The following is a 13,668-nucleotide window of genomic DNA, read 5'->3' on the forward strand; positions in this document are numbered from 1 at the left end:
TTCAACTATCATGCTTTCCTTAAGAATCGTTCCAAAATGTGATATAATAAGAATAAATTGGAAATAGGCAAACTATTTTCATTGTATTTTCAAAAACTCCATTAATAAACTAGGTAAAGACAAGATTAGAAAGTGAATATTCCTATGTCTTCTCACAAAAAGGTCTCTCTTCCATTCTCAATCTTTCCCTTAATTTATCTAACCTCTAAGAAGTCAGTGATGGGAGAATTTACCAATGCTAAGTGGAATACAATCCTTGGCTACCTAGTTTCAATCATCTTGACCATTCTCAATATCAAGCTACTTTTCGATATTTTTTAAATTCGTTTGAAATCAATTATAGTGTCAGCGTGATGGTTGACAAATAGAAAGTAGTAATGATTGGTTCATAAAAAGAAGTAAAAAAGAACAGTCGAAACTGTTCTTTTTTATCATTATTTGAGACCGTATTTTTTGTTGAAACGATCCACGCGTCCATCTGCTTGAGTGAACTTTTGACGTCCAGTGTAGAATGGGTGTGAGTCTGATGAAATTTCCACACGGATCAATGGGTAAGTTTCGCCTTCGAACTCAACTGTTTCGTTAGAGCGTTTTGTTGAACCGCTAAGGAATTGGTAACCAGTAGTTGTGTCCATGAAGACAACTGGGCGATATTCTGGATGGATATCTTTTTTCATTTTGCAATATTTCCTTTCTGCCATGGTCTCTTTGCGAGCCATAGATTGTTACCTTACTAGTCTATCAGATTCTGAAAAGTTTGGCAAGTATTTTATCAGTTTTTAAGCAAGTTTTTTAACTTTTGGTAGATGATTTCGTTTTCTTCTAAACTATAGGAATTAGCTCCGCTTGCTAGAGGGTGGCCTCCACCATCATGTTCTTTGGCAATTTCATTGATAGGATGGATTTTACTGCGTAAGCGAACTCGGTAGTGGCCATCAGCCTGCTCCACAAAAATTCCCCAGAGACTAACACTGTCAATGCGTCCAGGTGCGCCTACAATGGCTGCAGTTTCCGCATCGGTGACATTGAATCGTTTTAAGATTTCCTGACTCAGAATCACGCGAGCTGCGCCATTTTCATCCACTTCCAGATGATCGTAGATATAGCCTTGAAGTTTAGCAATTTTGTAACTCATAGTGTCCATTTTGCGAGTGAGAGCCGCAAAGTCAAAGTTCTGTTCTCTTAGAGAGGCAGCCAGGCGAAGAGTCCGTGCAGTCGTAGAAGGATAAAGGAAGCGACCTGTATCACCAACAATTCCCGCAAAGAGCAACTCAGCAGCGCGATCTGACAAGGCCAGTTGGGTTGTTTGGGCAAATAGGGTAATCATCTCGCTAGCGCTACTTGAACTAGTGTCCACCCAAGATAGGTCACCATATACATCATCATTTGGATGGTGGTCAATCTTAATGAGAAAATCACCTTGACTATAGCGTTTATCATCGATACGAGCAGTATTCGCCGTATCACAGACGATGACAAGGGCACCTCGGTAGGCACTATCTTCAACAAGATCCATTTCAGCCATCCAAGTAAGAGTTGGTTCATCAAAACCAACGGCCTTGATGGTTTTTTCTGGGAAATGATGTTTGAGAAGAGCTTTCAATCCCACCTGACTTCCCAAGGCATCAGGGTCTGGTTTCATATGACGGTGAATGATAATCGTGTCGTATTCTTTAATTTTTTCTAAAATTTGATGGCAAATGTCCATAAATAACCTCAATTCTTTCTCATTTCATTGTAGCACAAGAATTTTTATTTTTAAAATGAAAAAGATGTGATATAATGGAGAAAGATAAATTGAGGAGGACGATATGGCATTAGCAAAAATTGTATTTGCCAGTATGACCGGTAATACCGAAGAAATTGCAGATATTGTAGCAGACAAATTACGTGACTTGGGCTTGGATGTCGATGTTGATGAATGTACAACTGTTGACGCTTCAGACTTCTTGGAAGCAGACATCGCTATCGTTGCAACCTATACTTATGGTGATGGAGAATTGCCAGATGAGATGATGGACTTCTACGAAGACCTAGCTGACCTCAACTTGAATGGCAAAATCTACGGAGTGGTCGGCTCAGGAGATACCTTCTACGATGAATTCTGTAAGGCTGTCGATGACTTTGACCGCGTTTTTGTAGCGACAGGGGCAGAAAAAGGTTCAGAGTGTGTCAAAGTTGATCTCTCTGCTGAGGAAGAAGACATTGAACGCTTGGAACAATTCGCAGAAGAATTGGCTGCTAAAGTAGGATAAGCATAAACGTGCGCTGATGCAATCAATCAGTGCATTTTTCTTATCGTGAGTTGGGATTTTACTAGCCTATTTGGTGGCTTTTTGATACAATAATTCAAATAAAGGAGGAGACTGTATGGATTTAGATATTATTCGTCAAGAAATTGATCAAATTGACGATCAAATTGTCAAACTGTTAGAAGAACGAATGCATTTAGTTGAGGGTGTAGTTGCCTATAAGAAGGCTTCAGGGAAACCGATTTTAGATACTAAGAGAGAAGAAGTTATTTTTGAAAAGGTTAGAAGTCGTGTAGGAGATAAGCGCTATCAGGAAACTATTGTCGCGACTTTTTCGGACATACTCAAACGTTCGCGTGATTATCAGGATCAAAATATCAAATGAAAAAAGAACAATTTTATCCGCTAGGGATTTTTCTAGCTGCTATGTTGGGTGGACTTGTCCGCTACCTAGTTTCCACTTGGTTACCAGCCAGTCCAGATTTCCCTTGGGGCACCCTTCTTGCCAACTATCTAGGCATTTTCTGCTTGGTGTATCTTGTTAAGGGCTATTTAGTCTATAAGGGAACCAGTAAAGGCGTTATTTTAGCACTGGGGACGGGCTTTTGCGGAGGTTTAACAACCTTTTCTAGTCTCATGCTTGATGCTGTAAAACTGCTTGATACAGGGAGTTATCTGAGTTTGTTCATGTATTTGCTTTTGAGTATCGGTGGAGGCCTGCTTTTGGCTTACTGTCTAGGGAGGAAAAAATGGTAATCATCTATCTTGCAATTGCTTGTGGCTGCGGAGCCCTAGTACGGTATTTCTTTTCCCACTATAATCAAGCTTCTAAATTGCCTTTAGGAACTCTTATAGCCAATCTTTTAGGTTGCTTTTTGATTGGCTTATTCTACAATCATGTGGAGTCTAGGGAAGTCTATGCTATTCTAGCGACAGGATTTTGTGGAGGTTTGACAACTTTTTCGACATTGAATGATGAGCTGCAAAGATTGTTAAGTGATAAGAAGGTATTTTATTCCTACCTGGCATTGACCTACCTAGGTGGTTTAGTTGCGATTTTTTTAGGAATTCTGCTATAAATTTCTTTACTTTTTTGTGTAAATTTGGTAAACTGTATCTTGTGTGTAATGGACGCACAAAAATACAGTTTATCCGCTGAGGAAGATTCCTCAAGATTGACAAAGATAGGAGAATAAAATGAATCCATTAATCCAAAGCTTGACTGAAGGTCAACTTCGTACAGATATCCCATCATTCCGTCCTGGTGACACTGTTCGTGTACACGCGAAAGTTGTCGAAGGTAACCGTGAACGTATCCAGATTTTTGAAGGTGTTGTTATCGCACGTAAAGGTGCTGGCATCTCAGAAAACTACACAGTTCGTAAAATCTCTAATGGTGTAGGTGTTGAGCGTATCTTCCCAATCCACACTCCACGTGTTGAAAAAATCGAAGTTGTTCGTTACGGTAAAGTACGTCGTGCGAAATTGTACTACTTGCGTGCTCTTCAAGGTAAAGCAGCTCGTATCAAAGAAATCCGTCGTTAATTCGACTAAAAAACTCTGCTTATTTAGCAGAGTTTTTATCTAGCTCCCTTAGTTCAATGGATATAACAACTCCCTCCTAAGGAGTAGTTGCAGGTTCGATTCCTGCAGGGGGCAATAATTATACATCAAAAACCGCTCAGCCGAGCGGTTTTCGTCTATTCTTACCTTTTTACAGTACCCACGTACGAATAGCATGGGCAACGCCGGATTCATCATTTGTTTTAGTGATGTATTTGGCGATTTTTTTGATTTCTGGATTTCCGTTTTCCATGACAACGGGGCTACCAACGACTTCCAGCATAGCACGGTCATTTTCTTCGTCACCGATAGCCATGGTTTCATCTTTGGTCAATCCTAGTTTTTCAGCTAGGTGAGTAATAGCTGAACCCTTATCTACATTCTTTTTAAGGAGTTCGAGGTAGAAAGGAGCAGATTTGTTGATGGAGTAGCGTTCGTAAAATTCTGCTGGAATTTTTTCAATCGCAGCATCGAGAATTTTTGGCTCATCGATGAACATACACTTGACGATTTCTTTGTCAGCCATTTCTTCAGGAGTGCGGTAGAAAATAGGCATGCTGACGAGGGTTGATTCGTGCACTGTGTATTTTCCGATATTGCGATTGGCAGTATAGATACCGTCCTTGGTAATGGCATGCATGTGGACACCGAGCTTGCGACTGAGAAATTCCATATCTAGATAATCCTCATAGGTCAAGGATTCGCTAATAATCTCATGTCCTGTAGCAGTTTCTTGGACAAGGGCACCATTAAAGGTCACAACATAGTCACCCTCGTCTCTCAACTGCAAGTCGTCCAGAAGTTTAGCAACACCTGCGATAGGGCGGCCAGTTGCAATGACGACTTTGACACCAGCTTCTTTGGCATCTTGGATGGCAGAAAAGACTTGAGGAGTGATTTCCTTTTTGCTGTTGACTAGGGTTCCGTCGATATCGACAGCGATTAGTTTAATACTCATAAATTTCCTCTTCTAGTTTTTATTTGGGGTAAAATGATCGTTCTCAATCAAGTGTAAAAATTGCTGGGTAATGCTTGCGAAGATGCTGTTTTGATCCAACATTTCTTTTGGGAAATAGAAACGATTATCTCCGTGACGACTGCCAGCAAGGGATTGGACGATAGGAGACAGGCTAGAGAGTTCTGCCAGTTCTCCATTTTTTTGTAAAATCTCAATCTGGGTCCGTGGATTTTCAGATTCGGGACGATAGATATCATAAGGAAGGTCAAAGTTCTTATGAATGGCAGTATAGTAGTCGGGATCAAAGCCGATGTTCTCAACCAATTTTCTCATGCTGGCGAGTTGGTCTTGATTTTCTTGTGAAAAGGTAATGGATTTAAAGACCTTGCGGTTGACAAAGCGTTGTGACAAGTCTGCAAGAATCTTATCAGGACTGGTCATCCAGAGCTGGAAGTAGGTATTCATTACACCATCATCCAGAGCCAGATAATCAGACAAGGTCACATTTTTTTCAAAGAAAGGCAGGAGGTGTGGAGAAGTTCGTGCAAAGAAGTCCTTATCTTCTGGATAAAGTTCCTTGGCGCGTTTGAGGAGATTCTGTAGGAGAACTTCCATGGCGCGTGTTGCTGGATGGAAATAAACCTGCATATACATCTGGTAACGACTGAGGACATAGTCTTCGATGGCATGCATGCCATTGCGCTGAAAGGCGATACCATTTTCGACAGGACGAATGACTCGGAGGATTCGAGTCAGGTCAAATTCTCCATAGGATGCTCCTGTAAAATAGGAGTCGCGCAAGAGATAGTCCATGCGGTCTGCATCAATCTGACTAGAAATAAGTTGTACGACCTGCTTGTTAGGGTAGGTATGGTCGATAACACTGGCTACCTTCTCCGGGAAATCGGGTGCTACTTGTAGCAGAACTTGGTGAATCTCTGTCTCAGGACTTTGGATGATTTCCTGAGTAATGGCCTCATGATCTGTATCAAAGAGATGTTCAAAAGTATGGGAGTAAGCACCATGCCCAAGGTCATGTAGGAGAGCAGCGGTCATGGTCAAGAGAGACTCGGCAGGATTCCATTCCTTAGGATATTTTTCTTCAAAAATCTCTGTGATACGTCGTGCAATCTCATAGACTCCTAGACAGTGAGAGAAACGGCTGTGTTCTCCACCGTGGAAGGTATAACTAGAAGTTCCTAGTTGTTTGATACGACGCAAACGCTGAAATTCTTTTGTATTGATCAAGTCATAGATGATTTGATTATTGACATGGATGTAGTTGTGAACTGGGTCACGGAATACTTTTTCGTTCATATGACCATTATAGCAAAAAGCTAGAGTTTTTGGTAAAATAGTAGGACAAGAGACAAGAAAGAGGACCTGATGTGAAGATTCGGATGCGAAATAGGATTCAGTTTGATGAGCAGTTGGAAGTGATTGATCAGCTCTATGATGTGGAAGTGCATGAAAAGGGAGATTGTAGCTACCTGCTTTTTTACAATGAAGAAAAGGAAAAAGTAGTTATTAAATTTCATGGTCAAGAACTGGTGATGAGCCGTTTTTCCAATCCCAAGACCATTATGCACTTTCTAAAGGATAGCGATAGTTTAGCTTATATTCCTACACCTATGGGCATGCAGGAGTTTATTATCCAAACCAGTCGTTATGAAGTGGATGTGCAAAAGATTCATTTAGACTATCAACTACAAAATCAAGAGGGACATCCCTTTGCCAGCTATCAATTGGAAATTACTTGGGGCTAGGTATGACTGGGGACGAGGTTATAGCAACGAAGCTGGTAAAGTTTATGAAATCAAGCTTTTCTTGCACATTTTTAGTAGCTGAAACCTTTATTTTTTCAGATTAAGGTTATAATACTCATTTCATTGCCTATTATTTATTAAAGATAAATATAATACCCGTCTCCCCTTATACTTGTTCCAAATGAGTAAATAGGATTTGAGGCCTAGCGATTGTGATTATTGTATATTCAAAATTTAAAAATTGATAAAAGGGACAGTGAATGTCCCTTTTCATTTCTATAGAATTCAGAGTTTTAGATAGGATAGATTGGTAAATAATGAAGAAAATATTTTGGAAAAGCTAAACACCAAAAAGGAAATTTGTCTTTCATATAGTGCTAACGTTACCCACGTTAGTTTTTCTTGCTATGTGCGAGATTTTCTAAGAAGTGGTCTATCTCTTTTTGAGACCTAAGGATGACCACTTTATATGGATAGTTTTTTTGAATCCACTTGTAGCGTTCCTTAGCGGATTTGCTCCGTCCGTCCCAAAGAATCCATCTGATAAACTCCCAATTAAATTGTTCTTGACAACCAGCTGCCATACTTTCTCTGACCTTGCCTCGGTATGTGAGGTATCGTTTAAAGGCTCGTAGCAGACAATTCCAGCGAGAAAAATTGAGAAAGATGATTTGGTCAGCATCCTGCATTCTTTCCTCATATAAACACCAAGAATAATTCCCATCAATGACCCAAGCTTCATGCTTTGTGAGAAAATTTTCCATCTCGGTCAACATCCATTCACGATCACTGTCTTGCCAACCGGGTTGAAATTGGAGTGTGTCCATGTGAAGTTTTGGGATGGAGTAGCAGTGAGACAGCTTTTCAGCTAGAGTTGACTTACCAGCACCAGAATATCCGATAATTGCGATTTTCATTTTCTACCTTTTCCTATTTGGGGACAAAAAAACAGCCTCTATGGACTGTTTCTTATTTAGCAAGTTTAGCTGAAAGACGAGCTTTATCGCGGCTTGCTTTGTTTTTGTGAATCAAACCTTTAGTTTCTGCTTTATCGATAGCTGAGCTAGCAGCACGGAAAAGTTCTTCAGATGGGTTTGCTTCGAAAGCTTTGATAGCAGTACGCATAGCTGATTTTTGAGCTGAGTTCTTTTCGTTTTGTTTAACGTTCAATTCAGCGCGTTTGATAGCTGATTTAATGTTTGCCAATGTTCTTACCTCCATATTTACTAACTATACCATTATATCTGAAAACTTACGTTTTGACAAGGGAAAATTATTTTTTTAAGTAAATTTCATCGATTTCATGGTTCTTTGTTTTATGAAGAATCACTTCTGCACGATTTCTAGTTGGTTCAATATAATTTTGTAGATTTGTGAGATTGATACTGGTCCAGACCTGATGGGCAAAGGATTCCACTTCCCCAATCGGCATTTGAGTAAAACGATAATAGTAGCTATCAGGGTCGTTTTGGGCTAGGCTCAGCATCTTCAAGAAACGGTCCAGATACCAACTCTCGATGTCATCGACTGCAGCATCAACATAGATGGAGAAGTCAAAGAAGTCAGTAATGTAGAGACGCTCATTTTGTGGATTTTGAAAGACATTTATTCCCTCAACAATGACAAAATCAGCAGCTTTGACGCTCTGCTTTTCCTCAGGTACGATGTCGTAGACTTCATGAGAATAGACAGGAATATCTACATCTTGTCCATTTTTGATGTGATCCAGGAAGTTGAGAAGAGCTTCCATATCATAGCTTTCAGGAAATCCCTTGCGATTTAAAATCCCTTGTTCAATCAAGGTCTGGTTGGGATAGAGAAAGCCATCGGTTGTTACCAACTCAACCGTAGCATCTGTAAGGGTACGGGACAGTAGGATTTGAAGTAGGCGACTGGTTGTGGATTTTCCAACGGCAACACTCCCAGAAACCCCAATGATAAAAGGCTGGGATTTGCTTTCACGTTGAAGGAAAATCCCTTTTGAAAAGGCCAAATCATCCTTGGTACGCTTGTAAATCTGGATGAGATGGGCTAGGGGGAGATAGACATCGGTAACATCCTGCAAGCTAATCTGGTCATTAAAACTCTTGATGGATTCTAATTCCTCTTCTGTCAAAGGAGGTGTTGTCTTTCGATGTAAGGATTGCCAAGTCTGGCGGCTGATTTTTTCAAAATGTAACAATTCGTTGGTCATTTGTTTTCCCCTAGATATTTTGTTTATCATACCATAAAAAGCTAAAAAAATAAAGCGGTTTCTTGATGATAGTAAGCCAATAGCGTATAATAGAAGTAGATAGAGGTTGACCAATTTATTGATGAGGTAGGAGCTACTTTCTCCTGACTTATAAGCCAATAAAGGGGGCTTTGGGATTCACAATTTATAGGAGGTGTACTATGAAAATCTTAAAAAGTTATATACTGGAACTCTGTTTTATTTTAAGTTTTGCACTACCTTTTATAAAAGGGGCGAATGCGGATAATGGTAGACGCTTTGTGGAAACCTATTACGGTTTTACTTTTTTGATGGAACATGCCATTGTAACAGTTGTCTTTCTTTGTTCGCTCTTGATTGCTTTCTTCCTAAAAAAACGGTGGACGAAATGGCTTGCTGCTGGTAGTTATGTCTTTTTAGTTCTATGGATTGCTACAGAGGGTTATTTCTTCCGCATGTCGCTAGAAGATTTAATCCGACTTTGGACAAGTTTGGAAATCCTGACAAAAACGTATCAGTTGGGCTTTTATCTAAACATCCTGTTGGGAATTTTGTTGATAATTAAGTATCTGAAGGTTAAGCAATAGTAATAAGAATGCGCCTAATTATAGATGATAAACATTTTGTTATATCCTAATTATGATATTTCTAGTTCTAAATGGCTTATTATTTATAAGTGTTTAAAGAGATTGAAGAAAATGTTTTACTTACTAGCTTTCTTCAGTCTTTTTCGTTTTATTATCAATTTGTAAACGATTTACAATTTAAGTCAAATTATGGTAAAATAGTTTCATGAGTAAAATGTATTATGCAGAAAATCCTGACGCTGCTCACGACATTCATGAGTTGAGAGTGGACTTATTGGGAGAAAAAATGACCTTTTTGACGGATGCGGGTGTTTTTAGCAAGAAAATGGTTGACTTTGGCAGTCAACTCTTGCTCAAGTGTCTAGAGGTCAACCAAGGAGAGACTGTCCTTGATGTAGGGTGTGGTTATGGGCCTTTGGGCTTATCCTTGGCTAAGGCTTATGGGGTTCAGGCGACCATGGTTGATATCAATAATCGTGCCTTGGATTTGGCGCGACAAAATGCTGAACGAAATAAAGTAGAAGCGACGATTTTCCAGTCCAACATCTATGAACAAGTTGAAGGCACATTTGACCATGTCATTTCAAATCCTCCTATCCGTGCGGGCAAGCAAGTGGTTCATGAAATCATTGAGAAAAGTAAAGATTTCTTGGAAACTGGTGGAGATTTAACAATCGTTATCCAGAAAAAACAAGGGGCTCCAAGCGCCAAGTCAAAGATGGAGGAAGTGTTTGGCAATTGTGAAATCGTCAAAAAAGATAAGGGATATTATATCCTTAGAAGTGTGAAAGAATGAGAGCAGTTGATTTAATCCAAAAAAAACGAGATGGTCAAGAACTGACTTCGAGTGAAATTGAATGGCTAGTTGAAGGCTATGTGTCAGGAACTGTCCCTGATTATCAGATGTCTGCCTTTGCTATGGCTGTTTATTTCAAAGGAATGACGACTCGAGAAATATCTGATTTGACCATGAAAATGGTTCAGACAGGGCAAGAGTTTGATTTATCAGCTATTGATGGGGTTAAGGTTGACAAGCATTCTACGGGTGGTGTTGGTGACAAGGTGACCTTGATTTTAGCTCCTTTAGTAGCGAGTTTTGGAGTTCCAGTCGCGAAAATGAGTGGTCGTGGTCTCGGCCATACGGGTGGAACGATTGATAAATTAGAATCAATCAAGGGCTATCAAGTAGAACGTAGTCAAGAGGATTTCATTCATCAAGTTCAGGATATTGGTGTATCTGTCATTGGGCAATCAGACCAGCTGGTCAAAGCGGATAAGCTTCTCTATGCCCTTCGTGATGTGACCGCAACTGTTGACACGATTCCTTTGATTGCGAGTTCGGTGATGAGCAAGAAAATTGCGGCAGGGGCTGATGCTATTTTGCTAGACGTGACTGTCGGTGAGGGTGCCTTCATGAAGACGGTTGATGAGGCGCGTGAATTGGCTAAAACCATGGTGGATTTAGGGAAAGCAGTAGGCCGTAAAACAGTTGCAGTCATTACCGATATGAGTCAGCCCTTGGGACGAGCGATTGGAAATCGCCTTGAAATCCTTGAGGCATTGGAGATTTTACAAGGTCAAGGCCGTCAGGATATTACCCACTTTATCTGCGAATTGGCTCAAATTATGCTTGGTTTGGCTAATGTGAACAAGACAGTGGAAGAAGTTCGCCAACACCTTGAGAATGGTCAAGCGCTGGCTAAGTTTGAGGAAATGGTCCAAGCCCAAGGTGGAGACTTGGAAGACCTCTATCGTCCTGTCAATGTTACCCATGTGGTGGAAATCCCTGCTCATGAAACGGGTGTCATTTCAGCTCTTCCAGCTATGGAATTTGGGCTTTATGCTATGAGACTGGGGGCAGGCCGTGCAGTCAAGTCTGATGCCTTGGACTATGAAACAGGAATTGTTTTTGAAAAGAAAGTTGGAGATTCCGTTCAAAAGGGAGAAATTGTTGCAAAAGTATACACAAATGGAAAAATTTCTCCTCAGCTAGTTACAGATTTTCAAAAATATGTTAAAATAAATGATAGTGTGCAAAGTTTACGAGAAATCATAGAAATAATCTCATAAACTGCAGGAGAATCCGAATATGAAATTAAATAAATATATCGATCATACACTTTTGAAACAAGATGCGACAGAAAATCAAATTGATTGTTTGCTGTCTGAAGCTAGAGAGTATGATTTTGCCAGTGTTTGCGTTAATCCGACCTGGGTTGAACATGCTAAAAAAGGGCTTGAAGGCACAGATGTCAAGATCTGCACAGTAGTAGGTTTCCCTTTGGGAGCAACAATTTCAGCTGTGAAAGCATTTGAAACAAAAGAAGCTATCCAAAATGGTGCAGACGAGATTGATATGGTGATCAATGTTGGAGCTCTCAAAACAGGTAATCTTGATTTGGTTGAATCGGACATCCGTGCTGTTGTAGAAGCAAGTGGTGACAAGTTAGTGAAAGTCATTATTGAAGCTTGTCTTCTTACAGACCAAGAAAAAGTTGTGGCTTGCCAATTAGCTCAAAAAGCGGGAGCTGACTTCGTAAAAACTTCAACTGGCTTTTCAACTGGTGGTGCTACGGTAGCAGATGTTAGATTAATGCGTGAAACAGTTGGACCAGAAATGGGTGTCAAGGCTGCCGGCGGAGCTCGTTCTTATGCAGATGCTCTTGCATTTGTAGAAGCAGGGGCGACCCGTATTGGAACGTCAGCTGGGGTAGCCATTTTAAAAGGAGAATTGGCTGATGGCGACTACTGAGTTGATTGAACTAGCAATTGAAACCAGCAAGAAAGCCTATGTGCCCTATTCTCATTTTCCAGTCGGAGCTGTTTTAGTGACAAAAGATGGTAGCACTTATACAGGTGTCAATATTGAGAATGCTAGCTATCCTTTGACCAACTGCGGAGAGCGTACAGCGATTTTTAAAGCAGTTTCCGAAGGCCAAAGAGAGTTTTCCGAATTGATTGTTTATGGACAAACTGAAAAACCAATCTCGCCATGTGGTGCTTGTCGCCAAGTGATGGCTGAATTTTTTGAACAAGATCTAAAAGTGACCTTAGTCGCAAAAGATAAATCGACGGTCGAGATGACGGTCGGGGAGTTACTTCCATACTCTTTTACAGACTTAAACTAGTCTGAGTCGCTCTCTGAGTGGCACGGTCCTTGTGGCCAACCAATCCATACTTGCAACATCGTTGCACATCTTATTTAGGAGGTTCAGTAATGAACAAGAAACAATGGCTAGGCCTTGGTCTAGTTGCAGTGGCAGCAGTTGGACTTGCTGCATGTGGTAACCGCTCTTCTCGTAACGCAGCTTCATCTTCTGATGTGAAGACAAAAGCAGCAATCGTCACTGATACTGGTGGTGTTGATGACAAATCATTCAACCAATCAGCTTGGGAAGGTTTGCAAGACTGGGGTAAAGAACACAATCTTTCAAAAGATAAAGGTTTCACTTACTTCCAATCAACAAGTGAAGCTGACTACGCTAACAACTTGCAACAAGCGGCTGGAAGCTACAACCTAATCTTCGGTGTTGGTTTTGCCCTTCACAATGCGGTTGAAGAAGCAGCAAAAGACCACTCTGATTTGAACTATGTCTTGATTGATGATGTGATTAAAGATCAAAAGAATGTTGCTAGCGTAACGTTTGCTGATAACGAAGCTGCTTACCTTGCGGGTGTTGCAGCAGCTAAAACAACTAAAACAAAACAAGTTGGTTTTGTAGGTGGTATTGAGTCTGAAGTTATCTCACGTTTTGCAGCTGGATTTAAAGCTGGTGTTGAGTCAGTAGATCCATCTATCAAAGTACAAGTTGACTACGCAGGTTCATTTGGTGATGCTGCTAAAGGTAAAACAATTGCAGCAGCACAATACGCAGCTGGTGCAGACGTTGTTTATCAAGCAGCAGGTGGAACAGGTGCTGGTGTCTTTGCAGAAGCAAAATCACTCAACGAAAGCCGTCCTGAAAATGAAAAAGTTTGGGTTATCGGTGTTGACCGTGACCAAGTAGGAGAAGGTAAGTACACTTCTAAAGATGGTAAAGAATCAAACTTCGTTCTTGTATCTACTTTGAAACAAGTTGGTACAACTGTAAAAGATATTGCTAACAAAGCAGAAAAAGGTGAATTCCCTGGCGGTCAAGTGATCGTTTACTCATTGAAAGATAAAGGGGTTGACTTGGCAGTAACAAACCTTTCAGAAGAAGGTAAAAAAGCTGTTGAAGATGCTAAAGCTAAAATCCTTGATGGAAGCGTAAAAGTTCCTGAAAAATAATGGATGGAAGTCATTTCTTAGGAAGCGGCCCTCGGCCGCTTTTTTAAGAGTTGAGACAAA

Annotated in this window: 19 protein-coding genes, 1 tRNA gene and 1 pseudogene; 14 read left to right on the forward strand and 7 right to left on the reverse strand. The window is 40.5% G+C overall.

Features of this window, described 5'->3' with window-relative positions; all coding sequences use genetic code 11:
- Positions 1-162: 162 nt before the first annotated feature.
- A pseudogene (locus B7697_RS09290) lies at positions 163-321 on the forward strand (Nramp family divalent metal transporter); the annotation flags it as partial.
- A gap of 113 nt (positions 322-434) precedes the next feature.
- Here the strand turns inward: B7697_RS09290 and B7697_RS07900 are convergent.
- The gene (locus tag B7697_RS07900) at positions 435-677 is read right to left on the reverse strand and encodes a type B 50S ribosomal protein L31 (RefSeq protein WP_000710764.1); all 243 of its coding nucleotides are present in this window, start codon (positions 675-677) and stop codon (positions 435-437) included.
- Positions 678-772: 95 nt separating this feature from the next.
- A complete protein-coding gene (locus B7697_RS07905; protein ID WP_084951185.1) occupies positions 773-1,708 on the reverse strand; it encodes a DHH family phosphoesterase in 936 nt (311 codons plus the stop codon).
- Between the two features lie 103 nt (positions 1,709-1,811).
- Between B7697_RS07905 and B7697_RS07910 the strand changes: the two genes are divergently transcribed.
- From B7697_RS07910 to B7697_RS07935, 6 genes are all read left to right on the forward strand, one after another.
- On the forward strand, positions 1,812-2,255 hold the full coding sequence (locus tag B7697_RS07910) for a flavodoxin (RefSeq protein WP_001162125.1): 444 nt from the start codon (positions 1,812-1,814) through the stop codon (positions 2,253-2,255).
- Between the two features lie 115 nt (positions 2,256-2,370).
- Positions 2,371-2,637, forward strand: coding sequence for a chorismate mutase (locus B7697_RS07915; protein WP_078238390.1), 267 nt, complete (start codon positions 2,371-2,373; stop codon positions 2,635-2,637).
- On the forward strand, positions 2,634-3,008 hold the full coding sequence (gene crcB, locus B7697_RS07920; RefSeq protein WP_084951187.1) for a fluoride efflux transporter CrcB: 375 nt from the start codon (positions 2,634-2,636) through the stop codon (positions 3,006-3,008). The genes B7697_RS07915 and crcB (B7697_RS07920) overlap by 4 nt, the downstream gene beginning before the upstream one ends.
- Positions 3,002-3,331 carry a fluoride efflux transporter CrcB gene (gene crcB / locus B7697_RS07925; protein ID WP_084951190.1) on the forward strand — a complete coding sequence of 110 codons (330 nt, stop codon included), beginning with the start codon at positions 3,002-3,004 and terminating at the stop codon, positions 3,329-3,331. Before crcB (B7697_RS07920) ends, crcB (B7697_RS07925) begins: the two co-directional genes overlap by 7 nt.
- Positions 3,332-3,449: 118 nt before the next feature.
- Complete coding sequence (gene rplS, locus B7697_RS07930) at positions 3,450-3,797, forward strand: 50S ribosomal protein L19 (RefSeq protein WP_001068669.1); 348 nt, start codon at positions 3,450-3,452, stop codon at positions 3,795-3,797.
- Between the two features lie 42 nt (positions 3,798-3,839).
- Positions 3,840-3,911, forward strand: a tRNA-Arg gene (locus B7697_RS07935).
- Positions 3,912-3,966: 55 nt separating this feature from the next.
- On the opposite strand, the gene yidA is transcribed toward B7697_RS07935, so the two are convergent.
- Both yidA and B7697_RS07945 read right to left on the reverse strand, forming a co-directional pair.
- Positions 3,967-4,773, reverse strand: coding sequence for a sugar-phosphatase (gene yidA, locus B7697_RS07940; protein WP_084951192.1), 807 nt, complete (start codon positions 4,771-4,773; stop codon positions 3,967-3,969).
- 12 nt (positions 4,774-4,785) lie between these two features.
- On the reverse strand, positions 4,786-6,090 hold the full coding sequence (locus B7697_RS07945) for an HD domain-containing protein (RefSeq protein WP_084951193.1): 1,305 nt from the start codon (positions 6,088-6,090) through the stop codon (positions 4,786-4,788).
- A gap of 71 nt (positions 6,091-6,161) precedes the next feature.
- Here B7697_RS07945 and B7697_RS07950 point away from each other — a divergent pair, with 71 nt between their 5' ends.
- On the forward strand, positions 6,162-6,539 hold the full coding sequence (locus B7697_RS07950) for a YwiB family protein (RefSeq protein ID WP_084951196.1): 378 nt from the start codon (positions 6,162-6,164) through the stop codon (positions 6,537-6,539).
- 392 nt (positions 6,540-6,931) lie between these two features.
- Here the strand turns inward: B7697_RS07950 and B7697_RS07955 are convergent, their stop codons facing one another.
- The 3 genes from B7697_RS07955 to coaA form a co-directional block, all read right to left on the reverse strand.
- The gene (locus tag B7697_RS07955; RefSeq protein WP_084951198.1) at positions 6,932-7,456 is read right to left on the reverse strand and encodes a DNA topology modulation protein; all 525 of its coding nucleotides are present in this window, start codon (positions 7,454-7,456) and stop codon (positions 6,932-6,934) included.
- A gap of 52 nt (positions 7,457-7,508) precedes the next feature.
- Positions 7,509-7,745 (reverse strand): 30S ribosomal protein S20, encoded by a 237-nt coding sequence (gene rpsT, locus B7697_RS07960; RefSeq protein ID WP_001274000.1) that lies wholly within the window; start codon positions 7,743-7,745, stop codon positions 7,509-7,511.
- Between the two features lie 67 nt (positions 7,746-7,812).
- The gene (gene coaA / locus B7697_RS07965; RefSeq protein WP_084951201.1) at positions 7,813-8,733 is read right to left on the reverse strand and encodes a type I pantothenate kinase; all 921 of its coding nucleotides are present in this window, start codon (positions 8,731-8,733) and stop codon (positions 7,813-7,815) included.
- 200 nt (positions 8,734-8,933) lie between these two features.
- On the opposite strand from coaA, the gene B7697_RS07970 reads away from it, so the two are divergent.
- The 6 genes from B7697_RS07970 to B7697_RS07995 all read left to right on the forward strand — a co-directional run bounded on the left by B7697_RS07970 (position 8,934) and on the right by B7697_RS07995 (position 13,608).
- The gene (locus B7697_RS07970; protein WP_084951204.1) at positions 8,934-9,338 is read left to right on the forward strand and encodes a hypothetical protein; all 405 of its coding nucleotides are present in this window, start codon (positions 8,934-8,936) and stop codon (positions 9,336-9,338) included.
- A gap of 205 nt (positions 9,339-9,543) precedes the next feature.
- The gene (locus tag B7697_RS07975) at positions 9,544-10,134 is read left to right on the forward strand and encodes a class I SAM-dependent methyltransferase (protein ID WP_004258798.1); all 591 of its coding nucleotides are present in this window, start codon (positions 9,544-9,546) and stop codon (positions 10,132-10,134) included.
- On the forward strand, positions 10,131-11,408 hold the full coding sequence (locus tag B7697_RS07980; RefSeq protein WP_064276995.1) for a pyrimidine-nucleoside phosphorylase: 1,278 nt from the start codon (positions 10,131-10,133) through the stop codon (positions 11,406-11,408). The genes B7697_RS07975 and B7697_RS07980 overlap by 4 nt, the downstream gene beginning before the upstream one ends.
- A 19-nt stretch (positions 11,409-11,427) precedes the next feature.
- Positions 11,428-12,090 carry a deoxyribose-phosphate aldolase gene (deoC, locus tag B7697_RS07985; protein WP_064276996.1) on the forward strand — a complete coding sequence of 221 codons (663 nt, stop codon included), beginning with the start codon at positions 11,428-11,430 and terminating at the stop codon, positions 12,088-12,090.
- The gene (locus tag B7697_RS07990; protein ID WP_033686672.1) at positions 12,077-12,466 is read left to right on the forward strand and encodes a cytidine deaminase; all 390 of its coding nucleotides are present in this window, start codon (positions 12,077-12,079) and stop codon (positions 12,464-12,466) included. The genes deoC and B7697_RS07990 overlap by 14 nt, the downstream gene beginning before the upstream one ends.
- An 89-nt stretch (positions 12,467-12,555) precedes the next feature.
- Positions 12,556-13,608: a BMP family lipoprotein gene (locus tag B7697_RS07995; protein ID WP_020900231.1), complete on the forward strand. Its 1,053-nt coding sequence runs from the start codon at positions 12,556-12,558 to the stop codon at positions 13,606-13,608.
- Positions 13,609-13,668: the final 60 nt, after the last annotated feature.

It is taken from the genome of Streptococcus mitis (genome assembly GCF_002096895.1).
Taxonomy (GTDB): Bacteria; Bacillota; Bacilli; order Lactobacillales; family Streptococcaceae; genus Streptococcus; species Streptococcus mitis_AH.